24 protein-coding genes are annotated in these 25,702 nt (G+C 40.9%); all 24 read left to right on the top strand.

Translation table 11 applies throughout. The features are described from left to right. Positions 1-3 precede the first annotated feature (3 nt). The 24 genes from DWX65_RS11215 (at position 4) to DWX65_RS11100 (ending at position 25,699) form a co-directional block, all read left to right on the top strand. Positions 4-528: a hypothetical protein gene (locus DWX65_RS11215; RefSeq protein WP_006060469.1), complete on the top strand. Its 525-nt coding sequence runs from the start codon at positions 4-6 to the stop codon at positions 526-528. Between the two features lie 297 nt (positions 529-825). Next, on the top strand, positions 826-1,227 hold the full coding sequence (locus tag DWX65_RS11210) for a hypothetical protein (protein WP_044986705.1): 402 nt from the start codon (positions 826-828) through the stop codon (positions 1,225-1,227). A 54-nt stretch (positions 1,228-1,281) separates the two neighbouring features. Then, a complete protein-coding gene (locus DWX65_RS11205) occupies positions 1,282-2,124 on the top strand; it encodes a hypothetical protein (RefSeq protein ID WP_004611540.1) in 843 nt (280 codons plus the stop codon). A 12-nt stretch (positions 2,125-2,136) separates the two neighbouring features. Next, positions 2,137-2,547 carry a DUF4313 domain-containing protein gene (locus DWX65_RS11200; protein ID WP_006858871.1) on the top strand — a complete coding sequence of 137 codons (411 nt, stop codon included), beginning with the start codon at positions 2,137-2,139 and terminating at the stop codon, positions 2,545-2,547. Positions 2,548-2,559: 12 nt separating this feature from the next. Then, complete coding sequence (locus DWX65_RS11195; RefSeq protein ID WP_118173456.1) at positions 2,560-3,072, top strand: PrgI family protein; 513 nt, start codon at positions 2,560-2,562, stop codon at positions 3,070-3,072. Between the two features lie 92 nt (positions 3,073-3,164). Then, positions 3,165-5,540, top strand: a complete 2,376-nt coding sequence (locus DWX65_RS11190) for a VirB4-like conjugal transfer ATPase, CD1110 family (RefSeq protein ID WP_117813352.1) — start codon at positions 3,165-3,167, stop codon at positions 5,538-5,540. Between the two features lie 347 nt (positions 5,541-5,887). Beyond that, entirely contained in the window at positions 5,888-6,100 is a 213-nt protein-coding gene (locus tag DWX65_RS11185; RefSeq protein WP_118173455.1) for a DUF6199 family natural product biosynthesis protein, read from the top strand. Positions 6,101-6,164: 64 nt separating this feature from the next. After that, positions 6,165-6,482 (top strand): hypothetical protein, encoded by a 318-nt coding sequence (locus tag DWX65_RS11180; RefSeq protein WP_005611085.1) that lies wholly within the window; start codon positions 6,165-6,167, stop codon positions 6,480-6,482. A 25-nt stretch (positions 6,483-6,507) separates the two neighbouring features. Then, the gene (locus tag DWX65_RS11175) at positions 6,508-6,942 is read left to right on the top strand and encodes a hypothetical protein (protein WP_015567814.1); all 435 of its coding nucleotides are present in this window, start codon (positions 6,508-6,510) and stop codon (positions 6,940-6,942) included. A gap of 30 nt (positions 6,943-6,972) precedes the next feature. Next, entirely contained in the window at positions 6,973-7,389 is a 417-nt protein-coding gene (locus DWX65_RS11170) for a hypothetical protein (RefSeq protein WP_117874784.1), read from the top strand. Between the two features lie 158 nt (positions 7,390-7,547). Further along, a complete protein-coding gene (locus tag DWX65_RS11165; RefSeq protein WP_117874834.1) occupies positions 7,548-9,443 on the top strand; it encodes a C40 family peptidase in 1,896 nt (631 codons plus the stop codon). A gap of 50 nt (positions 9,444-9,493) precedes the next feature. Next, positions 9,494-10,390, top strand: a complete 897-nt coding sequence (locus tag DWX65_RS11160; protein WP_117874786.1) for a hypothetical protein — start codon at positions 9,494-9,496, stop codon at positions 10,388-10,390. Between the two features lie 27 nt (positions 10,391-10,417). Further along, the gene (locus DWX65_RS11155) at positions 10,418-10,636 is read left to right on the top strand and encodes a DpnD/PcfM family protein (protein ID WP_004611546.1); all 219 of its coding nucleotides are present in this window, start codon (positions 10,418-10,420) and stop codon (positions 10,634-10,636) included. Further along, positions 10,633-11,001, top strand: a complete 369-nt coding sequence (locus DWX65_RS11150; RefSeq protein WP_055062784.1) for a hypothetical protein — start codon at positions 10,633-10,635, stop codon at positions 10,999-11,001. Before DWX65_RS11155 ends, DWX65_RS11150 begins: the two co-directional genes overlap by 4 nt. Before the next feature lie 14 nt (positions 11,002-11,015). Then, positions 11,016-18,668, top strand: a complete 7,653-nt coding sequence (locus DWX65_RS15625; protein WP_118173454.1) for a helicase-related protein — start codon at positions 11,016-11,018, stop codon at positions 18,666-18,668. A 13-nt stretch (positions 18,669-18,681) separates the two neighbouring features. Beyond that, positions 18,682-19,299 (top strand): class D sortase, encoded by a 618-nt coding sequence (locus DWX65_RS11140; RefSeq protein ID WP_008395323.1) that lies wholly within the window; start codon positions 18,682-18,684, stop codon positions 19,297-19,299. Beyond that, on the top strand, positions 19,292-19,690 hold the full coding sequence (locus DWX65_RS11135; RefSeq protein ID WP_117690985.1) for a hypothetical protein: 399 nt from the start codon (positions 19,292-19,294) through the stop codon (positions 19,688-19,690). Before DWX65_RS11140 ends, DWX65_RS11135 begins: the two co-directional genes overlap by 8 nt. A 3-nt stretch (positions 19,691-19,693) precedes the next feature. Next, positions 19,694-20,383: a SpoVG family protein gene (locus tag DWX65_RS11130; protein ID WP_118173453.1), complete on the top strand. Its 690-nt coding sequence runs from the start codon at positions 19,694-19,696 to the stop codon at positions 20,381-20,383. 60 nt (positions 20,384-20,443) lie between these two features. Next, positions 20,444-21,364, top strand: coding sequence for a DUF6674 family protein (locus DWX65_RS11125; RefSeq protein WP_118173452.1), 921 nt, complete (start codon positions 20,444-20,446; stop codon positions 21,362-21,364). Between the two features lie 197 nt (positions 21,365-21,561). After that, positions 21,562-21,930 carry a hypothetical protein gene (locus DWX65_RS11120; RefSeq protein ID WP_117715645.1) on the top strand — a complete coding sequence of 123 codons (369 nt, stop codon included), beginning with the start codon at positions 21,562-21,564 and terminating at the stop codon, positions 21,928-21,930. A 119-nt stretch (positions 21,931-22,049) separates the two neighbouring features. Beyond that, on the top strand, positions 22,050-22,724 hold the full coding sequence (locus DWX65_RS11115; RefSeq protein WP_117715644.1) for a response regulator transcription factor: 675 nt from the start codon (positions 22,050-22,052) through the stop codon (positions 22,722-22,724). Next, positions 22,712-23,893, top strand: coding sequence for a HAMP domain-containing sensor histidine kinase (locus DWX65_RS11110; protein ID WP_117998363.1), 1,182 nt, complete (start codon positions 22,712-22,714; stop codon positions 23,891-23,893). Before DWX65_RS11115 ends, DWX65_RS11110 begins: the two co-directional genes overlap by 13 nt. An 84-nt stretch (positions 23,894-23,977) precedes the next feature. Continuing rightward, entirely contained in the window at positions 23,978-25,039 is a 1,062-nt protein-coding gene (locus DWX65_RS11105) for an ABC transporter permease (RefSeq protein WP_117715642.1), read from the top strand. Next, the gene (locus tag DWX65_RS11100) at positions 25,040-25,699 is read left to right on the top strand and encodes a hypothetical protein (RefSeq protein ID WP_117715641.1); all 660 of its coding nucleotides are present in this window, start codon (positions 25,040-25,042) and stop codon (positions 25,697-25,699) included. Positions 25,700-25,702 lie beyond the last annotated feature (3 nt).

Here is a 25,702-nt window from a genome sequence, read left to right as displayed (position 1 = left end):
AGCGTGAAAAAAATATTTCTTAAAATTGTGATAGGGGTTGTTCTTGTTTGTATTTTATTTGTTTGTTTTCTTTATACAAACAATGAGATCGGCGTGACTTCATCTAAGCTGGAGACAGATATTCGTTCGTCGCAGAAGATTAAGGATGATTGGACGGTCGATGGAAGCGTTTCCAGCACGATGGCTGCATATATTTCTTACCCTCAGGATTTGAGTGACCATTCTTTTTCCGTCTATGTCAACCGCCCTGGTCTTTCCTTTGGATACTTTTTCCGTGGGGGTGGAAAACTTTCGGGGGTTCAAAGAGGAATTGCCGAGTACACTGTAGAAGGATATAATGAGCGAGCATTTATTTCTATGAATCAGCAACAGGTAACACAGCTTGAAATAGATGACGGCAACACAATTCAAGTGCTTGACATTGACAGCAATAAACCTTTTGCGATTGTTTTGCCTATAAATGCGGGAACCATTACATTCTATGATGTGAATGGCAATACTGTGGAATACTGGAACAATTCTCTTTGACAACTTCAAGTTTGTCTGACTGATAAATAATTTAATAACTGTTTTACAAAGCACTTTAGCCAATAATAGGTTAGAGTGCTTTTTTCATGTCATAAAAGGAGGTGGTTGAAGCACAACGCATCGGGGAAAGCCCGATTAATCTTTACAACAGGCATTGCCTGATAATCATATAGTAAAAAAACAAAGACAGAGAGGAATGTATATATTCCATTCGGAAATCAGCCGGATTGGAATGTGTACATTCCTTTCTGGCTTTTTCCATATCTGTCACACATCAAGAAAAAGGAGATTTTTATCATGAGAAAAGAACAGATTACAGTAACTAACAATTCAGTCTGCAATAGTGCAGAAAACAAGGGTTTGGAGGGAAAAGGCATGAAGAGAAGATTACTTCATTTTAAGAAAAGAATGGTTCCGGCAGTATCCGGAGCACTTATGGGAGTAATGCTTATGAGCACTACTTGTTTTGCAGCAGGTACAGGTACTTCCGCAGTAACACAGCCGCTTGAGAATTTAAAGACACTTATCATTGCAGTCATTGGTGCGGTTGGTGTCATCATTCTTGCAAAGAATGTTATGGAGTTCGCACAAGCCTACCAGCAGCAGGATTCATCTACCATGAACTCCGCTCTGAAAGGAATTGTGGCAGGTGTCATGATGGCTGGTATTTCAACAGTTCTGACATTCTTAGGCTTCTAAGATTAGGGAAATGCATTTCCCCTTTTAGTAAAAGGAAAGAGGTGAATAACAAGTATGGATATTTTTAAGCTTGGTGATAAGATCCTTGCACTTCTTGAGGCAGTGTTTGGGTTTTGGAACAATCAGATATCCCTGGTCTTTGCAATGCTTGGACAGTCACCGGTCAGTTTCAAGGGCGGAGGTCCCTGGGCAGTCATTGAGGGTATAGAGCCGGTCTTTGTAGCGGTCGGCTCTTCCCTCGTTGTGCTGTTCTTTGTTATCGGTTTCTGCTCGGAAAGCATAGATGTAAAAGATGAGATGAGGTTTGAGTCTATATTTCGTATGCTTATCCGACTGGGACTTGCAGAATGGTTTGTTGCAAATAATGTCACGATTATGAAAGCGTTTTTTACTTCCATAGGAAATCTGGTGGGACTTATATCTGCGGGGACAACGACGCAGCTTGCCATTGACAGTACACAGGCAGACATCATTAAGGGACTCGGATTTGGTGAGAGTCTGGTAATGCTGATACTTACAGCTTTGCTTGCAATCATCATTATTATCTGTGGATTCTTTATCATTTACACAGTGTATTTCAGGTTCTTAAAGATACTGATTATTGTGCCGCTTGGTGCGATTGCATGCTCCACAATGGCAGGAAACAGAATGGTCAGTCATACAATGGCTACCTACTGCAAATATTTTCTTTCGTGTGTATTCGAGGCAGTAACGATGGCACTTGCAATTGTGGTATGTAATGCATTTATCAATGCAGGACTTCCGGCATTTACAGGAAGTTACGCTGACTGGGCACAGACGCTTATTTATTTGTGTGAAATGACATTTACGATAGCAATGACTGTTGGAAGCGTGAAGGGTGCACAGACACTTACAAGCAAGGCATTTGGATTATAGAGGGAGGCAGAAATGGATAATGAAAAGAAACAGGTTACTTATAATTCAAGCATAACCGGAGAAACGCAGGTGACATTTGATATCCAGCAGTATATGAATAACAGGGCAATGTTTATCGGTCTTATGTGTAATGAAGATGGATATGAGGAGCCTTTTGGGGATGTGACTGTGAATTTGTCGGTTGCAGCACCAAATTACTGCGGATATCTGAATGTGAATGACATGCCGGATATTGAAAAGTTTATTACAGACAATGACCTTGGAGAGTTTACAGGATTCACGCAAAGGAGCGGTTTCTGCGAATATCCGCTTTATCTGTTCAATGTGGATAAGCTTAGGGAACTGTGTCCGGATGGAATGGATAAGTATGAGGCAAATATTGGAATGACAAGAAAGCCGGAAACAAAGGATTTATCAAGATAGGAGGTAGGGACAATGGTAATCGAAGTAAACAAGGATATTGACCGCTATCAGGAATCGGTTGCGATGGGACTTACTGCAAGGCAGCTTATATTTTCCATTGCAAGCGTAGTGGTCGGTGGCAGTATTGTCCTTCTTCTTTACAAGTATATCGGTCTTACGGGTTCTGCTTATGTGGCAATTCCATGTGTGGCACCGATTGCTCTTGGCGGATTTTATTCCTTTAATGGGATGAATTTCTACGAGTATATGGGAAAGAAACTGCATTTTATGTTTGGCAACAGGGCGCTTACCTATGTATCAACAGAGGGAGAACCTGCAATAAAGCAGTTAGAAGCAGAACAGAATGAACAGGTAAAGAAGAAAGGCAGAAAGGCAGAACAGGAGACTGTAACAGCTGATTCGGCTGTAAAGAAGCAGGAGGAGTTTGAAGCAATGAAGAAAAAGACGAGAAACATGCTGCTTGGACTTGTCGCAGTCATTGTGGCGGCAGTAGCAGGCATTGCAGCATATAAGGCAATGCATTAGAAACGAATAGTATCTGACCGCAAGGTCGGGAACATAGCCCGCAGGGTGAAGTTCCCGGCGGGCTTTCATTATAAGAAAGCGAGGTTAGAGACATGGGTTTATTTACAGACGGATTTAAGTTATTAAAGAAGGCGAGTGAGCCTTTGTATAAGACACCTAAATCCATTCAGGAAACCATAGAGATTATGGCGGTGGCTGAAAACGGCATTTTTGAAGTAAGCAAAAATAAGTATTCCAAATGCTACCGCTTTCAGGACATCAATTACACGACAGCAACCGAGGATGAGCAGATCGGTATTTTCGAGAGATACTGCAAGTTCTTAAATTCGCTGGACTGTAATTATAAGATTACGATCAACAATAAGAACAAAAACATGGATGAACTCCGTGACAAGGTTCTGATTGCTGAGAAAAATGATGGTTTCAATAATTACAGAAGAATTTACAATGACATCATTGAAGAGAAGATTATTGAGGGCAGACAGGGGATTGAGCAGGAGAGATACCTGACAATCACGATTGAGAGAAAGAACTTTGAGGAGGCGAAGGCACAGTTTGCAACCCTTGAGGCAACGATACACAAGGCTTTCATTGAGCTTGGTGCGGAGATTGTGCCTCTTAATGGAAATGAGAGGCTGAAAGTGCTTTATGACTATTATCATCTTGGAGATGAGGGCAGCTTTGATTTTGATATCAAAAAGGCAAAGAAGGTCGGGGCAGATTTTAGAAATGACCTGTGCAATGGGATGGTGAAATATTTCCCGGACCATTTTGAGGATGAGAGTAAATTCTGCAAGGCACTTTTTATCAAAAAGTATCCGAGCAGTTTGTCAGACAGATTCATCAATGAGATTACTTCCCTTCCGGTTCATTCTATCACGAGTATTGATGTGGTGCCTGTTCCAAAGGATCTGACAACAAAGGTGCTTCAGAAAAAATACCTTGGTATTGAGTCGGATATTATCAAACAGCAGAGAGTTCGTAATAAGAATAACGATTTTTCTACGGAAATTTCATATGCCAAGAGAACGGAGAAAAAGGAGATTGAAGAAATCATGGATGATGTCCGTGAGAATGACCAGTGCCTTTTCTTTGTGGGAGTAACCATTATTCTTATGGCAGAAAGCAAGAAGGAGCTTGAGAGTGTATGTGAGACAGTAGAGACTATCGGAAAGCGTAACAGCTGCACGATTGACACACACTACTTAAAGCAGAGGGAGGCACTCAACACAGCGCTTCCGATTGGAGTAAGACAGGTGGAGACAATGCGTACCCTTCTTACCCAGTCGCTTGCGGTGCTTATGCCATTTAATGTGCAGGAATTAAATGACAGCACAGGGAACTATTATGGTATCAATCAGATCAGCAAGAATGTGAATATCGGCAACAGAAAGAAGCTCATCAACGGAAATGGCTTCGTATTCGGAGTGCCGGGTTCCGGTAAATCCTTTTTCTGCAAGATGGAGATGGGCAGCGTATTCTTGTCGGGAGATGATGAAATAATCGTCATAGATCCAATGAACGAATACTTTGATATTGCTGAGACCTATGGTGGAACAGTGGTAAATATGTCCACTTACACGGATAACTATGTGAATCCGCTGGAGATGGATGTATGGAGCCTTGATCCGAATGATTCCAAGGGAATGGTAAGAGAAAAAGGCGAGTTCATGCTTGGACTTTGTGAGCAGTGTATCGGGGACAGCTTAAATTCAAGACAGAAGTCAATCATTGATCGTTGTGTGAGAAAGCTGTATATCGACATTGCAAGGAGCAAAGAGAAGTATATCCCGGTGATGAGTGATTTTTACGATATCCTTATGGCACAGCCGGAGGATGAGGCAAAGGACATTGCATTGTCACTAGAGCTTTTCGTAAATGGTTCACTTAATATCTTCAATCATCAGACAAATGTGGATGTGGATAACAGATTCACAGTATATGGCATCAGGGACTTAGGTACGGAGCTTAGTCCTATCACAATGCTTGTCATGATGGAGTCTATTCAGAACAGGATTGTTGAGAATGGCAAGAGAGGCAAGGCAACATGGCTCTATATTGATGAGTTTCACGTCCTGCTTAATTCCGAGTATTCTGCAAAATATCTGCAGCAGCTCTGGAAGAAAGTAAGAAAGCAGGGAGGACTTTGTACCGGTATCACGCAGAATGTCGTCGATCTGTTGCAGAACTATACAGCAACCACAATGCTTGCAAACTCTGAGTTTGTGGCACTCTTAAAACAGGCGAATACAGACAGTTCCAAGATGGCGGAAGTTATCGGGGTATCAGAGGCACAGCTAAGATTCGTAACCAATACTGCATCGGGAATGGGACTTATCAAGTGTGGTTCTGTGGTGATTCCATTTGATAATCAGATTAGTAAGGATACAGATTTGTACAGGCTGTATAATACCAACATTCATGAGAAGATTGCGGAACAGAAGAAAAAAGAAGCAATGCTGCAGTGATAACAGATGAATTTTTATAGAATCTATAGTATAATCAAGAGGTCGGATGAATATCCGACCTTGATGATAATAAATTAGATATTCCCTGTTTTTAAGAAAAAAGCATATAAGATTCGATATGAAAAATAAATAAGGAAGCAGTTCTAAAATGTATCATTTGTACCGGAGAACATGTGGCTGGATTTTAAGATATGCATATCGTACACTTTGACGAGAATATGTTGATTGGGGATGCAGCAGCGGACCTGGATGCATTTATGGAAATGTATGGTGTGGAAGCAATTTCCAAGGAATATTTGTAATTATTAGGGAAAAGAAAATTGAATTTGCTAAAGGAGGTGGTAAATATGTGGTGGTCTATTGGTGGTGGAATCATAATCTTTGCGTTAGGTATGTTTATCTTCTTAAAGCCGGGCTTAATATGGAAATTAACAGAAAAATGGAAATCTTATTATGCAGATGAACCATCTGAGTTTTACTTGAAAACAACAAAAATAGGTGGTATTCTATTTGCCTTATTTGGAATTATTATGATTATGCTTCCGGTTATTTTGGAGTAATAAATTCAAGTTTGGAGAATTGAGAAAATCGGAAGTTGTGAACTTAGAATTAGAGGTGTTGAAAATGAAAATAATAATTATATTTATTGATTTACTGATGGCAACTGTTCTCTTTTTTGTTGGAAGATTTTTTATCAAATCAAGGAATACAGAAAGAAGTGTGCTGTTTTTATCAGGAGATTATACTGGATTAAATACAGAGAAAATATGCAGAGTTACTGGAAAACGGATTAAGACATGGGCAATGCTCTTTTGTCTTGGCGGTATAATTGATTTTATCAAGCTGGGCGCAGGAATAATAATAGTTTCCGTTTTTTTTATTATCTTACTTGTATTTCATTTAGTTGATATGACTATAAATCGAGACAAGTACCGGGTATAAATTCAAGTTTGTGATGGTAGATAATATGGAATGGTTTAATGTTTTTGGGCTGATTTTTATTGCAGTCATTATGATACCCAATGTTGTATTTGCGATTAAGTGCAAAGATGGATTTGATAATAAGTGGAACAATAAATATGTTGAGGTCACAGAACAAGTAGGGAGATTGGGTTGTTTCGGATTCATGATAATCAATATTCCGGGAACTTGGTTCGGGTGGTGGTCTGACGAAACATTTGCAGTATATCTGATTGTAGATACCATATTGGTAATGCTTTATTGTGCTATTTGGATTATATGTTTTAAGAAAAACAGCATTTTCAGAGCATTAGCACTTTCTATTATTCCTTCAATGTTGTTCTTATTTAGTGGGATTATGAGTAGGTCAGTGCTATTGATTATTGCATCAGTATTATTTGCACCAAGTCATATTGTGATTTCATATAAAAATGTAAAATGATATTTACAAATTTGAATTTGGAGGGGCAACATGAATTCTTATAAATTACTCTTTGATTGGCAAATTTCTATGCCAGATAACTGGCAAGGCGAATACGATAAAGAGAGTGGTCAGTACATTTTTTATCCTGACAATAGTGATTTGACAATTCGTATAACACCGTTCCACGCAGAAAGGGATGGTATACTTGCACCAAGAGAAGTAATGGAAGATGCTTATATCAGAACAGTGCCAGTATCTGCAAGACAGCGAAATTTAGATTTCTACATTCCAAGCGGATTTGAAGCAAAGATATACGACGATGTATTAACGGAAGATAGCAACACTATTTATGTTGTTTATGTAGGGTATTATTCTGCGGGTGAATTATTGTCTATCAGCATATGGAGTACCAACAGAGATGAAGGTGAACAAGCCTTAAATGTTCTTAATACGATAAGGAAGTAAGCAATCGCCAAATCCCAGTTTCATGTTGCTTTTAATAATTGAATATTGAATGATTTTACATAGCCGTTAAGGAGTAATTTTTGCTCCCTAGCGGCTTATTTTATTTTTCAAAGTAGGAGGTGAGAAAATTGAAAATTAGAAAGGTTGATGACAAACCGATGGTCATTCACACCAAGGAGAAAGCCAAGATTCATGCCCACGAACCGAAGGGAGCCAAGATTAAGGGGAGTAACATCTATACAGTAGAGAGAGGTCCTAAGACAGCTGGTGCAAAGGTAACTGATACGGATAGAAAGAAGTCCTATCGAAAGAGTACCATTCATCAGTCAGAATCGAAGAATAAGGGACTATCAAGATTTAAGCGAAACCTTAAAGAATCCAACACTTCCATCAAGACCAAGAACACGAATCTTCACATTGCAGGAAGAACTGGAGCACTTGCAGCCGGGGCAGTAACAGAGCAGGTAGAAGGTGGGCATGAGGTATCGCAGGCAGCATATCTTGCATATGAAGCAAGCCGCCCTGTTACCGGAACTGCTTCTAAGGGTGCTGCACTTTTCAGGAAAAAGGCGGCAGCCGAGGCAAAGAAGCGTATCAAGAAGGTAGAGGCAGGAAAGAAGCTGGCAAAAAAGACAGCAAAGAAAGCTGCCAAAGATACAGCCAAGACTGTAGCTAAAGAGACGGCAAAAGAAACAGCAAAGACTACTGCTAAGGTTGCAACGAAAACTGCTACAAAGGCAGCTGCTACAGCGGCAGGAACAGCGGTTGCACCGGGAGCAGGCACGGCAATCGGCATGGCAGCCGGATATGCGGCAGGTGCGTCCATAGAGGTCAAGGATGAAAAAATGACCAACCGGAGCAGGAAGATAAAATTCTTTCTGGATAAGATGAAAGCACAGGAGAATCAGACAGACAGCGTGGCAAAGCTGGTAAAGGATCTGATTGTGCGAAAAGCGATTACCTGGGTAAAGGCAGCGGCACCGATTGTTGGATTGGTGCTTTTATTACTTGTTCTTGTAGTTGCCATGATTGCGGTTCCGGTTATAGCGGTGATAGCAATCCTTTACAATTCACCATTTGCTTTATTTCTGCCACCACTTGAATCAGGAGATACCGTGCAGACAGTAACGAGTGCTTATGTGCAGGAGTTTAACCGGGATGTGAACACGAAGGTTAATGAGCATACCGGATATGATCTTGGAGAGCTTGTATATGTGGACTATGAAGGTATGGAAGAAAACCCAAGCAATTACTATGATATCATGGCAGTCTATATGGTCAAGCATGGTGTCGGAGATACTGCAACAGTCATGAATGATACTTCTAAAGGCTGGCTGCAGGCAGTTGTAAATGATATGTGTTCATACACCACAAGCACCGGAACAAAGGATGTGGAAGAAACGGATGCAGACGGCAATGTGACTACTGTCACGAAGTCTGTTCTGTATGTGAATGTAACGCTGAAATCGTACAGGGATATGATTTCGGTCTATGGGTTTAACTCTGATCATGTGGAAATGCTTGAGCAGATCATGAGTCCGGAGTTTATGGGACAGCTTGGATATGCCGGAAGCGGAAGTGGCGGCGGAGGCGGAAGTCCGGGAGTAAGCTCCATGACTGAGGATGAAATCAATGCCATCCTAAACGAAATTACAGACAGCAGGCAGAAAACAGTCTGCTCCTATGCACTTCACAGAGTTGGCTTTCCTTATAGTCAGGATTTAAGAGACAGCGGTAACTATTATGACTGTAGTTCCTTAGCCTATTATTCATGGAAAGATGCAGGCGTGGATATTAGTTACGGCGGTGCAACCACAGCGGCAGCGGAGGCACAGGGACTGGATGAAGCCGGAAAGACAGTCGCCTTTGATGAGTTACAGCCGGGAGACCTTATTTTCTACAGTTTTACAAGCAACGGAAGATATAAGAACATCAGCCATGTGGCAGTATACGTCGGAAATGGCAAGGTGGTAGAGGCGCTTAATGAAAGTCTTGGTGTGGTCTACAGGGATGTGGCAAGCACAGGAAAGATTGTTGTGATAGGAAGACCATAACAGGAAATTTGCAGAGAGGGCATAGTCTCTCTCTGAGACTGGAGGTAAGAATGGATTTAAAAGATATGATACTGGTAACAGAAAACGACAGGGGAACAGAGACAAATATGCTGATGACTCTGGATGATTATAAGAGTTTTATAGCAGTTGATGACATGTCAGAGCTTGCAGACAATTTGTTGCAGCTTGGAAGAACACTTGGTGAAGCAGATAACTTCGCAGAGTATTACAGGGCAGCAAATGTAACTGTATCTGCGAGATTCTGTCTGGATGATATTCAGCTGGGGCACTTTCTTCAGGGACTTTATAACGATTCCAAAGAATTTCGGTTTGATAAAGAAGCCAGTTCTTCTGAATGTGTTGCAAAGCTTAAGGAGATTGGAATGACCGATAAGGGCTGGGTGGATGATTTTAACCTGCATTATGAAAGTGTGGACAGATCATTTGAAAGGGGACAGACATTTCATAACTTCAATGACCATGATTACATGGTGCTTGAAGCATTATCACCAAGGAATCTCGTGGTGATGGATATGAAGTCAGGTTCTCTTACAATCGCCCTTGGTGCGACAGAGTATAAGCGTTATCCGAAGGATGAGAAGCCTACAAAGGACAATACCACAATCGGAGTATCGTGGGAGCATGGCATTTATCTCGGTTCCACACTCTCAACCACGAATTTCAAGGCATACAAGAGGGAGTATGGCACACCGGAAAAGATAGAGGATATCTATGATTACAGGGCAAAGCTAAAGCAGAAGTTCTATTTTTATCAGGATATGTCAAAGGATGATGATGTGCCAAAGAAACTGCAGAATGATTTCCTTCACCAGATGTATGAGGATTTCGGAACGATTGAAGAGGACTGTTTTTACGACAGGCTGGAAGATGGAAAGTACGATGAGGGCTTTAAGGAAAGACAGGTAAAGGAAGAAAAGAGCCGGTGATGAGATTTTTACGGGAGGCGATATCATATGGAACAGGAATTTGATGTTGAGATAAAAGAAGTGCTTTCACGAGTACAGAAAGTAAAGGCAGAGTCGCTTGACGATGCCATCAATAAGGCAATGGATATGTATTATGCAGAGCAGATAGTCCTTGGAGCAGAGGACATGAAGGGAGTTGATTTTGCGCCTATCAGCGAAGGTCAGCTCCCTTCTTCATTAAAAGAAAACGGAGGAAAAGCAAGATGAAAAGTGATTCAACAACAGTAATTAAGAACATGGAGTTTTTAGTAAAGGAACTTCATAAGGAGTGGGACAGATCGGGTGCTTCTAAGGCATCCGTTATTATTTCCCTTGAGGAAGTAGATGGTATCAATGATAAGTTAAAAGAGATTATCTATCAGACACAGAAGTCAGTCGATGAGGATGAGCTGACCTTTAAACAGAGCATTGCAAAGTCCAAGGAGTGCTATGTGCTTCTTCGTGTGGTGCGTAAGATTGCAAAGAAAAAGGATAAATGCGAAAAACAGGCAATCGACAATGAATTTGCAATCGAGCTGGATAAGGATGAGTTAAAGCTCTTTAAGGGATTGTTTGCAGAGATGTTTAAGTAGAGGAGGACAAAGGTATGGGCGTTGATATGAAGGTCAAAGCGATATACGATTCTGAAATTGGTAACATCACCAGATCAGAAAAGAACTGGAAGGATGTGTTAAAGGTCGCAGGTCAGTTATACCGCTATGAATTTGACAATATCGTTATGATAACAGCTCAGAGACCTCCGGAAAAAAGCACACTCATGGCAGATTATGATACCTGGAAAAAGGTGGGAAGATATGTAAAGCGTGGTGCGAAAGGCTGCGCTATCTTCCCGTCAAGGGCACTGAATCCACGCATGAGGTATATATTTGATATCAGTGATACCGGAGGGAAGAATGTTAAGCTGACATGGGACCTTGAGGGAGAAAATCTTAAAGATTATGTGGATTTTCTCGTATCAGAAGGTCAGATTGAGCAGTACGATAACAGCAACAGGGAGTCTCTAAAAAATATATTAAAACAGTTTACAGGAACAGATGTTTGGCTTATAATAAAAGAAGAGTTCGGAGACCGAATGACCGAGCTCATGCAGCTATCAGGTAGTGTGATAAAGGAAGAAAGTAAGAAACGCAATGGCTTACAGCAGGAAATGGACATGGAGCAGCTTGTATATGCAAGTGTCATGTATGCTGTAGGGACGAGATGCGGATTTGACTTATCTGTGCAAGAACAGGATTTCAGTCAGATCGTAAATATCAAAGACGAAGAGATCATTTACCGTCTTGGTTCCATTGTATGCGATGTCTCCTGTAGTGTTCTTAGAGAATTTAGTCGTAACTTAAAGGCAATCGAGAGCGAAAGGAGAATTGGATATGTTAGAAGAAATGACTTACAAGGAAGTGGACGGACTGCTTTATCCGCAGATAGAGATGCCGGACGAGACGGAGGATCTCACGAAGCTGGGCAAATACGGAAGGATGGCGATGAACTATCTCAAAGAGAACGAGCCGGCAAGATACAAGACGCTGATGAGATTCGGGAAGATGTACGAGAAGATGTCAGCGGTAGAGGAGGAAGCGAATCAGCTGTACGACCAGTTAGAGATGCAGTATCTGGCGAAGCACAAGCCACAGGATACGTCATCGACAATGGAGATGTGGAAGATAAGAGAGCAGGCGAAGATGCAGGCAGAGGAAGTGGTACTGAATCAGATAGTGATGCGATTCCACTAGAATCAGATGATACAGAACTGAATAGGGAACTTGATGAAATCAATTCATTGGGTGTCAGTAAGGAAGCCGAATATACACAGGCTTCCTTTTTTTTCGACCAGAACGGGCAGGCAAGCATTGGCACCATTCATACTGAGGACGAAAACAATAATCAGTTTATGCGTCAGTTCGAGCAGGACAGAAAAGCTGCATTAGCAGGTAAATACAATTACCTGAATCCCAAAAAGTCTGCAACAGTACCAGGTGAGTATATCAAACAGGTGCTTATGAGAGGTACAGGTTTTATCGGTGGTAAGGGCAGGGTATGCAAGATTTTTGAAACAGAGATTGATGCAGGAACCAGAGCAAAGCGTATCAAAGCAGAATATGGTCAGGGAGGTGCAGGCTGGCCGGTTGACGGACTGGGACTGCACGGATATGACACATTTCATGGGAACGGACTGCGTTTTCAGTGGCGAGATGAGGATGGAGAGGTTGAAGGATATGTTTCATGGAAAGATATCGAAAAAGAGCTTGGTGTCCTTATTCTTACAGGGGAATACCAGCCTGAGACACCTCGTATTGATGAGCTTGCGATGGACGGACTCCGTGAGGATGATGAGGTCATTTATGCCGAATATCGGGAAGTGGAACCGGAAGAGGCAGAATCAGAGATTGATGATTATGCAATACCGGATGAGCCGGAGAGCTATGCTTCTAACAGAGATTATGTAAGTGCAAAAGGCATGACACCACAGGAAGCTGCTGATGAAGACCGCATGGTAACACAGGCAGAATATGGTGCCGAGATAGAAGCTGAAACAACTGAAAAAGATCCATCAGAGCTTAAGTATATTACACCGATTGATTATGCCAAGCGTATTGAGGAGCTTGATGAAGACCTGCGTGATGCGGCGGAGATTCTTGTAACAGATTGCAGCTGCTACACTCCGTTTAGGGCATTCCTTATGGATGTGGTGCAGTCTGATTTTGCATTTATGCCAAATAAACTTGACCTTATCAGGGATATTGCATTAGGGACAGATAATGCAGAAAGAAAGGCATATTCCAACAATAAGTATGGTCTTGTGGAGTACTCAATCAGAAGCGGATATGTGAAGATCAGCTATAAGAACAGGAATGGTGTGCGTAAAGAAGGTGCTCTCGATTGGCGTGAGTTATATGAAATCTTATCTTATATGGTAAAACAGCCATTTTACTGCGGAGAAGACCAGAAGAAGTATTATCAGGAGACAAAGCAGAAGGCTGACAGGGATAAGATGAATCCGGTCTATAAGAGATTCTTTGATATCGAGGATAGTGTAAAAGCCAATCGTCTTGAAACCAGGGAAAGAGCAATAGCGAATGGCTGGGAAACCAAGATTGATGAGAATGGACATGTGGTTTCAGATGATGCAGTATCAGTATCTGTGGATGATATTCAGGCTGATACAGAATCACAGGAAACTGTAGATTTTACACCAAAGCAGGAACCAGTACAGCAAGTAGAAAGTCTTGAAAATGAGAAGAATGTTGCCGGGCAGACGAAACACAATTTCCACTATAACCTCTGGGAAATGGAAAAAGGCGGTGCTAAGACCAGATACCAGTGGAATATGGATGCAATCCGCACTTTAAAGCAGATTGAATCAGAGAACAGGCTTGCCACACCTGAGGAACAGAAAACTCTGTCGAAGTTTGTCGGATGGGGCGGACTGTCACAGGCATTTGATGAGAATAACGCAGGCTGGAGCAAAGAATATGCAGAGCTGAAAGACCTTTTATCTGATGAGGAATACAGTGCTGCAAGGGCAACAGTAAATAACGCCTTTTATACTTCACCGGAGATTGCCATGTGCATAAATTCGGCACTTGTCCAGTTTGGTTTCAGAGGCGGCAATGTATTAGAGCCATCTATGGGTATCGGTAACTTCTTTGGAAGTATGCCGCAGGCCATGCAGGAGAGCAGACTGTATGGAGTGGAGCTGGACAGCATATCGGGTAGAATCGCAAAGCAGCTTTATCAGAATGCCAATATCAGCATCACAGGATTTGAGAATACCACTTATCCGGATAACTTCTTTGATGTGGTTGTCGGAAATGTGCCATTTGGTGATTATAAGGTTTTTGATCCGAAGTACAACAAGTATAACTTCCGTATCCACGATTATTTTCTGGCAAAAGCACTTGATCAGGTAAGACCGGGAGGCATGGTTGCGGTGATTACCACAAAGGGAACACTTGATAAGGCAAATCCTACTATCCGAAAGTATCTGGCTGAAAGAGCAGAGCTTGTGGGAGCGATAAGACTTCCGAATACTGCATTTAAAGATAATGCAGGAACCGAAGTGACAGCAGATATCCTGTTTTTGCAGAAAAGGGAGAGAAAGATTGATATTGAGCCGGACTGGGTACACCTTGGTGTAACTGAGAATGGCATTGCAGTCAACTCTTATTTTGCAGAGCATCCGGAAATGATGCTTGGATCTATGGAATATGACACAAGGATTTACGGACAGGACAGCAGATACACAGTCTGCGTGAATGATGATGAGAACTTCAATATTTATGAAGCATTAAACAAAGCTATCGGTAATATCAAAGCCCAGATGACAGATTTTGAGAGAGTGGCAGATGAGGCGGAGCAGACGGAGGAAGTTATCCCGGCTGATCCGGATGTGAGAAACTACACTTACACATTTTTTGAAGGAAAACTCTATTACAGGGAAAATTCCGAGATGGTAAGAAAAGAAGTATCACAGACTGCCGAGGAGCGAATCAGAAGCCTTGATGAAATCAGACAGATAACAAGAGATCTGATTGATATCCAGATGGATGGCTGCAGCGAGGAGGAGCTTTCTGATAAGCAGAGACTTCTTAATGTAAAATATGATGCCTTCGTAAAGCAGTATGGAGCCATTACTTCAAAAGCAAACAGAATAGCTTTCAGAGATGACAGCGATTACCCACTTCTTTGCAGTCTTGAAGAAGTAAATGAAGACGGGGAGGTGAAAAAAGCGGATATGTTTTATAAGCAGACGATTAAGGCAAAGACTGTCATAGACAGGGTTGAGACTGCTGTGGAAGCATTGAATGTATCCGTCAATGAATTTGGATATGTAAATCTTGCCTATATGCTCTCTATCTATGAGCCGGATATTACTAATGTAAAGGAAGAACTTGCAGAAAAGTCCGGGCAGACAGCTGATGAGATAACATTTAGTGATGATGCTTTGGCAGAGCTTAGAAGGGCAGTTCTTGTGGAAGAGCTGGATGGATTGATTTTCCTAAATCCCGACCGCTACAACGAGAACAATCCCGACATCGGCTGGGAGACGGCAGACGAGTATCTTTCCGGCAATGTGAGAGACAAGCTTCGTGTAGCAAAGGCTATGGCAGCGGATACAGGCAATCCGCAGGCAGAAAAATTTGCAGGCAATGTGGCAGCACTTGAAAAGGTACAGCCGGAGTGGATTGAAGCCTCGGATATTGATGTAAAGATTGGCACGACATGGATTGAGCCGCTTGATTATGAGCAGTTTATCTATGAGCTTCTCAATACACCAAGACGGGCAAGGGCAGTCAGAAGCCAGTTTTACAATACAGGCATTCAGGTACACTTAAATAAGATGAGCATGGAATGGTTCATCGAGAATAAAAGCATGGATAAGCATTCAGTGGCGGCTACTAAGACCTATGGTACAAGCCGCATGGATGCTTATTCTATTTTTGAGGATACGCTGAATCTAAAGACAGTAACAGTCAGGGACAGGATTGATGACGGTGATGGCAGGTATCATTACGAAGTCAATAAGAATGAGACAATGCTTGCAAGGGAAAAGCAGAACATGATCAAGGAGAAGTTCAAGGAGTGGCTGTTTGCAGAGCCGGAGCGAAGACAGAAATATGTGGAGTATTACAACGAGACATTTAATAACATCCGCCTGCGTGAGTATGACGGAAGTCACTTACAGTTTCCGGGAATGAATCCGGCGATTGAGTTAAAGCCACACCAGAAAAATGCGGTGGCAAGAATTCTTCTTGGGGGAAATACTCTGCTGGCACACTGTGTCGGTGCCGGAAAGTCATTTGAGATGATGGCTGCCTGCATGGAGCAGAAGAGACTTGGACTTGCCAATAAGACAATCATGGTTGTACCAAAGCCGCTTATCGGTCAGACGGCATCAGAGTTTTTAAGGCTTTATCCGTCAGCAAATATCTTAGTTGCCACGGAGCGTGATTTTGAAAAAAGCCGCAGAAAGCAGTTCGTATCAAGGATTGCAACTGGTGACTATGACTGTATCATCATGTCACACTCACAGTTTGAGAAAATCCCAATCTCCGCAGAGAGAAAGGAGCGAATGCTTAACGAGCAGATTGATGAAATCAGCTATGCGATTGATGAGATGAAGGAGCGTAACGGAGAGCGATGGACTGTAAAGCAGATGGAAAGCCAGAAGAAAAAACTGGAGGAACAGCTGAAATCCTTGTCAGATGAGAGCAGGAAGGATGACCTTATTACCTTTGAGGAACTGGGTGTAGATTCTATTATGGTAGACGAAGCACATAATTTTAAGAACCTTGCGATTTTTTCCAAGATGAATAATGTGTCAGGTATCAGCAGTAGCGGAGCTAAGAAGTCAACGGATATGCAGCTTAAATGCCAGTATTTGTCTGAGATAAATGATGGCAGGGGTATTGTGTTTGCAACAGGTACACCAATATCCAATACCATGTGTGAGATGTATGTCATGCAGCTTTACTTACAGAAAGCGGCACTTGAAGAGATGGGGATTTATCACTTTGATTCTTGGGCAGCAAACTTTGGTGAAGTGACAACAGCACTTGAGCTTACTGTAGAGGGAAGCGGATTTCGTTTTAAGAGCAGATTTAATAAGTTTACGAATCTGCCGGAGCTTATGAATATCTTCCGTGAGGTAGCAGATGTGCAGACCGCAGACATGCTTGACCTTGATGTGCCAGCTCTCCGTGGCGGCAAGCCTATTATAGTGGAGTCGGAGCCTGACTGGTATGTGAAGCAGGTCATGGAAGACTTTGTTGTGAGGGCAGAGCGTATCAGAGGCGGTGGAGTTGATCCAAGCGTGGATAACTTTCTAAAGATTACCCATGAGGCAAGACTTCTTGGAACAGATGCAAGGCTGATTGATAAGGACGCACCAAATAATCCAGATGGAAAGCTCAATAAGGTAGCGGAGAATGTCTGGAAAGAATATGAGAAAGGAAATGCCAACGGTCATATAGGCTGTCAGCTTATTTTTTCAGATATCGGCACACCGGGACCGGATAAGGACTTTACCATCTACGATTATCTGAAGGAAACACTTATCCAGTATGGTATTCCGGCAGATGAGATAGCATTTATCCATGATGCCAAAACGGATGCACAGAGGGATGCACTTTTTAAGGAAATGAGGACAGGTAAAAAGAAAGTTCTTATCGGTTCAACGGACAAGTGTGGAACAGGTGTCAATGTGCAGACACACCTTGTAGCAATGCATCATGTGGATTGTCCGTGGAAGCCAAGCTCCATTGAACAGAGGGAAGGACGAGGCATCAGGCAGGGCAACGAAAATGAAGAAGTAGCAATCTACAGATATGTCACTAAAGGAACCTTTGATGCATACAACTGGTCGCTCGTTGAAAATAAGCAGCGTTTCATCAGTCAGGTCATGACAAGCAAGGCAGTAAGCCGAAGCTGTGAGGACATCGACGAGGCAACACTTTCCTATGCAGAGATTAAGGCAGTCGCCACAGGCAATCCTCTTATTCGTGAGAAGATGGAGATTGACAATGATGTCCAGAGATTAAAGCTTTTGAAGGCTTCCTATGACAACCAGAGATATGGCTTGCAGGATAACTTTATGATTAAGTACCCAAAGCTGATTAAGACAGCAACTGAAAAGCTTGCCAATGTCCGTGAGGATGTAAAGGCAAGGGATAAAGAGCTGATTGATAATCCGGAATTTGCCATTACCATAGGCAAAGCAACCTATACTGAACGTGTGGATGGTGGAACGATGATGCTTGAAGCAATCAGCAAATGCAAGACCGGAGAGACAACTGCAATCGGTAAATTCCACGGATTTGAGCTGCTTGTGGAAAAGAACTTCCTTGGCATCAATTATATGGTGCTTCGTGGAAAGACTGAGTACAAGGCAGAGCTTTCCACAAGTCCGGTCGGCAGTATGGTAAAGCTGGAAAACCTGTTCAATGGACTCCATGAGAACATTGATTTCTTAGAAAAGAAGATTGAGCAGTACCAGAATGACCTTGAAGCATCAAAGGCAGAGTATGACAAGCCATTTGCATACAGCAAGGAACTGGAAGAAAAGCTGTCAAGGCAGTGTGAACTGAATGCCCAGCTTGACCTTGAGAACGCAAAGGCTGTGGATGCAGACCTGAGCGGACCGGAGGAAGAAAGAGAAGCAGATGACAGGATGAAATCTGCAGCAATTGTAGCAGAGGATAAAGGTGCTTATCCAGCCGACAGAGAGGGCAGAACACGATAGGAGAGTGAATAATATGAGCATAAGAAAAGTGGTCGCAGGACTACTGATTACAGCAGGGATTGCCATTATGGCAGTCCCTTTTTTCTGGCGGGCAACAGGAGAAAAACAGACAGAACAGCTCATAAGTGAATTTGAGCAGACATTGGAGGATGATTACGATGAAGAAACAGATGTGGAGGAAGAGCAAACCTCCATTAGTGAAGAGGATGAAGCCATTCTTAAAGAAGGCGGTGTTATCGGCATCATTGAGATACCGGGGTTAGATATCAGGTATCCGGTAATGGAAGGAACCACAAGTAAAGTGCTTAATGCAGGGATTGGTCATATAGAAGAGACTGCAGGAATCGGTGAGAGTGGCAACTGTGTATTGTGCGGTCACAATGGCAGCAGATATGGCACATTTTTTACACCACTAAGTCAGATATCCATAGGTGATGAAGTGATGATAACCGACAAAAAGGGACAGGAGCATATCTATGAGGTAACAGAGACAGAGGTAGTAAATCCGTATGATAACAGCATCAAGACACAGGGAGATGAAAAAGAATTAACTCTTTTTACCTGTTCCCAGAAAGGAACCATGCGTTTTGTGGTCAGGTGCATTTATAAGGAGGCGGTTATGGATGAATAAGAGATACCGGTTAGCTGAGATAGAAGAGGCAGTATCGGAAATGGAAGAGTTAATTGACATCGAGGATGATATTGCAGAGATTAATGATGACTTTCAGATAGTTGTAAGCGGCTGGTCTGTGTATGTCGAAAGTCTGAATCTGACACTCAGACAGGGGATAGCCTGTGTATGGGATGCAGAGGAAGGATTATTTATGCCTGATTTTGATGTGACTATCGTGTATGAGGGGAACATTGAAACACAGGAGTGGCTCTATTACGAGCAGGACGGAATGGTCGTTACACTTGGCAACTGGCTTAATGGCAGATTGTCTTGTGAACAGATAGAACAGCTTTGGTGTGAGCTTATCATACCGGAGCAAAACAAAGAACAAAAAGAAAGCGAGGAATAGCATATGAAGTATTCAATTAAAGTAAACGAAGTAAGAGCAAAAGAGGGCAGCAATATCAAAGGATTTGCAACAGTGGTATTCGGTGATTCATTTAAGATTACCAATATTGCAATCCTTGAGAATAAGGACAAGGGAGAACTTTTCGTATCAATGCCTAGATACCGCTCCAATGAGCGTGATGAAAGCAATGGCGTGATCTATAAGGATGTGTGCAATCCTATCACAGCAGAGTTTCGAGAGGAACTCTATACTAATATCCTTGATGCCTATGCAAGAATCAAAGAACCGGAGAAAGAGGAGACACAGAAGCAGGACAGAACACAGGAAATGCCTGAGTTTTCCGTAACTGTGACACCTTATGAGAGGGAAGGCAGTAACATCAAAGGACTTGCCCGCATTTACTTTGAAAACAGTTTCATTGTAAATAATATCAATATCGTGCAGGGAAAAGAGAAAATCTTTGTATCAATGCCTTCTTATAAGACAAAGCAGGTGGACGAGCAGGGCAAGCCAATCTATCAGGATGTCTGCTATCCGGTCACAAAGGATTTCAGGGAAAAACTCTATAATGAGATTATCTCGGAATATGAGAAAGCAAAGGATAAGAGCAATGAAAAGGCGAGGGAGAGTGCTGAGAAACATCATGGTAATTCCGATAAAGAAAAGGACAAAGAGGCAACACCCTTTCGATAATTAGTAATCAGAGTACAGGGGCGGCCATGGCTGCCCCATTTACAGAATGGAGGAAACAGAATGGATATGGAAGCTGGAAAAACACTTACCAATGAGGAGGTCATAAGAGAACTTCTCGAATTAATAAAGAAGAATGCCATGAAAGAGCAGGCAAACGATGTATTTGAGATATGTAGCTATGTGGACGGACTGGAGAAAAAGATTGATTCCATGACGGAAGAACTTACCAATATGCAGAACCAGATCAAAGAAATGCAGGAAGATACGCTTGTCAATAATGCTAAAAAGGCATTATCAGAGGCACAAGATCGACTTAATACCAGATGTGAACAGATAAAATTACAGGTGTTTCAGGTGAAAGTGCATGTGAAATCTACTGCAAAAAGCATTGTAGATGAGGCTAAGGTAAAAGGCAGAGAAGCATTATACAGAGTATCAGAGTTCTTAGGAATAAAGAATAAACTTCTTAATATTCGGGAGAATGTAAGAGGAGCAATCAAGACTTCGAATAAGGATATAGCCAAAACTGCATTGCTTGGAAAAGAACTTCGTGAAGCAGGACAGACAACAGTCAATGCATTCCGTACTTTTGCAGATAAGCCGGAAGTGGATTATTCGAAGAAAGAACAGAAGAATCCAATAACCAAAGCAGTGCTTGTCCCTATGAAAGCAGTGAGAAAGCTGTTTGTATTAATGGAGCTGCATTTGGACGCTTCGATTGATAAGCTGGATAATCTGGCAATGAATGTGCAGATAGATAAGGAAAAGCATAAGGGTAATGTGAAGAGCGTGGAACAGACAGAGCCGGAGAGGGCAGAAGCTGAGCGAGTGGAAGCAGAGATTGTATATTCACCAATGGTCGCTGAGCCACAGGAGTATCAGTATAATGCAGATGCATTTGAGGCAAGAGGTGTGGATGATGTGAAGCAGGAAGCGGCACACAATGATGTATCAAAGGTAAGAGAAGATAAAGCCAGATAGTTTAGAGGACGTGGGAGAGATTCTGCGTCCTTTTTTAGTGCGGATCAATTTGATAGATGTTATAATGTGAAAAGATAAATGCGAAACATGCGCTATACTAGCAAAAGTTATTAATTATATAAAGGTGGGAGAAATTTGGCAAAAAGTAAAAAGACAAAAATACATAAAAAGATAGATGGTCAGCTTTTACAGATGAAATGAATGCGGAGAAATTGGGATTCATAAAAGGAGAACTTTATGAATTAGAAAAAGACAATGTTCGGTATCGACTGCCAAACCAAAAACTCCCGTTCTTAAAGAAAGACTTTCATGTAAAAAACAGTTATGCCGATTTTATGATTGAAGATATAGAGATTAGTATTTCTATTTATGATGGCAAGGATTTTGCTATTGAATTTAATCATTTTAGAAGCATAAAAGGTTGCTTTGATAAAGATAGCAATATCGAGATCATGGAAAATACTTTGAACGAGAAAGAGAACATTTTATATACCGAAAATAATGAGATAATAGAGGATGTGTTGAAGCAGTTATTGGAAATTCATAATAATGTTTATCGGCGTTAGTAAAGTAAAATAATTGAAAAGTTGAGTTAAAAGTCCCGATTATGGGATACTAGATAGTGCATAATGAATCAAAGATAATCTTCAAAAGCATTTATACTTTAAGGAGTGACATAAATATAATGCAATATAAAATTTTAATGGTTGATGATGATAGAGAATTGCTAAAAATGCTGAATCAATACTTTACATTGAAGAATTATACAGTAATGATTGCAGAAAATGGCATAGAAGCAATGGAAAAGATAAGTGCAAACCCTGATATTATTCTATTGGATGTGAATATGCCGGGAATGGATGGGATTGAAGTATGCAGAAGAATCCGAGACAGGGTTTCCTGTCCGATTATCTTTTTGACTGCAAAGGTAGAAGAACAGGATCGGGTAATGGGATTACTGTCTGGCGGAGATGATTATGTTTTGAAACCATTTAGTTTGAAAGAACTCGATGCCAGAATTATTGCCCATTTGAAACGTGAGGAACGCTTACATAGGAAAACAGAACAACGGTTTTATGGGGATTTAGTAATTGACTATGCCGGCAAATGTGTACATATGAAAGAGAAAACTTTAGATCTTACGAAATTAGAGTATGACATTATAGAATTTTTGTCTATGAACCCTGAAATTGTGTTTGATAAAGAACGAATCTATGAAAAGATTGGAGGATATGATGCAGAAGGGGACAGCCGGGTGGTTACAGAGTTGATTCGCAGAATCCGCAAGAAAATGAAAATGTATTCGGAACACGAATATATTGAAACTGTATGGGGGATGGGATATAAATGGGCAAAATAAAAAATCTTTCGTTAAGGAAAACCATTGTTTTGTATATGATAATTAGTTTAATAATTAGTTTTTATCTTTCAGCACTAATTATGCGAATAGCAACCACAGTACAAAACAACATTTGGTGGAAGTATGTAGACCAGGAAGAATATTTTGAAATGGCTGAAGGGGATGGTAGAAGGTATTTGCCAGATGTTCCGAGACCACATTCTTATGAAATGAAAGAATTTGATTATCATGTATCGGAAATATGTGATTTTCTTCAGACATTTACAGTGCTTATCGTATCTGTTGCAGGGAGTATTATAGCGGTATTTCTTTTTTATAAGCATAAATTGAAGTGTCCTATTGAAGAATTAGAACTGGCTTCCCAGCAAGTTGGTCGAAATAATTTAGACTTCCATATCACTTATGAAAATGAAGATGAAATGGGCAGATTGTGCAGAGAGTTTGAACGAATGAGAGGACAACTTGCAGAAAATAATCAACAGTTATGGAAAATGCTTGAGGAAGAAAAGGCTTTGCGGGCTGCCATTGCGCATGATATACGTTCTCCGCTATCTGTGCTTGAGGGGTATCAGGAAATGCTTTCAGAATATCTCCCTAAAAAAGAGATAAATATGGAACAAGCCTTAGAAATGGTAAATGAAAGCAAAAAACAGATTGAACGTATGGATATATTTGTGGAAACAATGCGGAAGATGAGCAGTTTAGATGCAAGGGAGTTGGTGGCAGAAGAAATTACAAGCAAGCAGTTGGAAATAGACATACGGGCAGAGATGAATGTGTTTGAGAAAAAATTTGGAAAACTGTATGAATTAAAATGTTCGGAAACAGCAGAAAAATTTTCAGGAGATAAGGAAGTGATTTTAGAGGTTATAGAAAACCTTTTGTCAAATGCCTTTCGTTATGCCAAGACAAAAGTGGAAATGGAAGTGTTTCTTACCAGTTCTGAATTACAAATCAGAATAAAAGATGATGGAGTGGGATTTACAGTAGACAAGCAAAAGGCAACAGAACTTTTTTATCAGCAAAATGTGAAAGATAGTTTAAAACACTCAGGAATGGGTATGTATATCAGCAGATTGTATTGTGAAAAGCATGGCGGACAGTTGCTTATAGAAAACGAAAAACTGAGTGGAGCTGTAATAACAGCAGTATTTCATCGGATTGCATGAGCAGTCCGATTTTTTTTACGCTGTTGTCTTTTTGTTGTGATTTATATTTTATGATGTCTATAACGAAGGAAAGGAGGCAAACGTATGATTGCAATTATTAGGAGGGAGATAAAAAACTATTTTAAGCGACCATTATTTTGGATTGGTGTTTTGTTGGTCATTTATGGAGTTTTTAGCGATACAAGTCCTTATCTGCATACACGTTATCTTGCAGAAGGGGAGAAAATCGCCAATGATAAGCCAGCTATTTCTGATGAGGGTGAAGTGTATGAAGGGTATATACCGGCAGATCCGAAGAAACACCGGGAATTATGGCATGAACAGTTAAAACAAGCCCTGCTTGAAGATGGAGAAACCGATGCAGAGGTGCAAAAAGTTATCGGAAAAATAGAGAATATGGAATTAGAAGAAGCATATGATTATCTTAACGAAAAATATGAATGGTACGGAGCGAGGTATTTATATGAAGATACCTCTTACTTTAAGGGGACGGCAGAAGAAATCAATTCGTATTTAGATCAGAAAATGGAAAAGAAACCATTTTCATATTATTACGCAAGGAAATTTGCTGATTTTACAGGTCTGTATATGGGATTTTTTGCAACGATAATGTTTTCCGTTTTGTTTTTACAAGATACAAAAAGGCATACTTATGAATTACTCCATACAAAACCAATTAGTGCAGGAAAATATGTGCTTGGAAAAGTAAGCGCTGGATTTCTTACTTGTACATTTGTTTTAGCAGTTTTAAACCTACTGTTTTGGATATTATGTATTCTTTATACAAGAGATAGTGGATTTGAAATACATCTGTCAAATTTTATAATATCTACCATACTTTATATACTGCCAAATATGCTAATGATTGTGAGTATGTATGCTTTGATTGCACTTATATTTAAAAATCCACTTCCGGGAGTGCCACTTCTGATTCTTTATATGGTGTATTCCAATATGGGGGGAAGAAATGCGGAAGGAGTTTACGGATATGTGGGAAGACCTTTCGCAATTATGGTTCGATTTCCCGGACAGTTTTTTGATACGGCACCGCCGCCAATGGCACTTTTAAATCAGAGTTTTCTTATTTTAGCATCTGTAGCAATTATTTTGATTACGATGCAGATTTGGAAGAGGAGGCGGATGTGAATGAAGAAGGAAATGAAGATTATTTTGCCAGTTTATAAGATGGTTTATGCGTTCGCTTTTGTTGTAATTTTGAGTTTGATACGTGGAGTAGTATTTACAAATGAGATAGGGCTTTCCATAGAGGGACCATTTGCAATATTGATCGCTGTTTTTTGTGCAGATACTTATGTTCAGGAAATTACAAGCAACCGTTCCGAAGTTCAGAGGTTGTATCAGATAAAAAAGAGAATTTATTCTATTATACAGAGACTGATGATACAGGGAACTTTTTTGCTGCTGCTCGCTGTTCTTGGATATGGATTGTTTTTTGCGTTTCAGAAACCAGTTACACATCCAGTAACAGAAAGTGAAATACTTCAGTTTATTGCATATTTTGGGGCGATTGTAGTAACCATTTTCTTTTGGGGAATATTGGCTAATACATTGTCTATGCTTTTTCGCAATATGTGGATGGGAATTGGAAGTTGTCTTTTGATATGGGTAGCAACAAATTCATCAGGAGCGGACAAGTTTTTAGGTGCATGGAATGTATTTTCTTATTCTTTTAGAGATATAGAAAATGCTACTGATATTACATGGCTGTATGGAAAAGGCTTGTGTATTTGTATCGGACTGATTTTGTTACTGGCATTGCCGAAGATCGTAAGAAAGAGAGGGTAAATT

This window comes from Roseburia sp. AF20-18LB, from assembly GCF_003461185.1.
GTDB lineage: Bacteria > Bacillota > Clostridia > Lachnospirales > Lachnospiraceae > Roseburia_C > Roseburia_C amylophila.
This window is presented reverse-complemented; position numbering and strand designations above follow the sequence as displayed.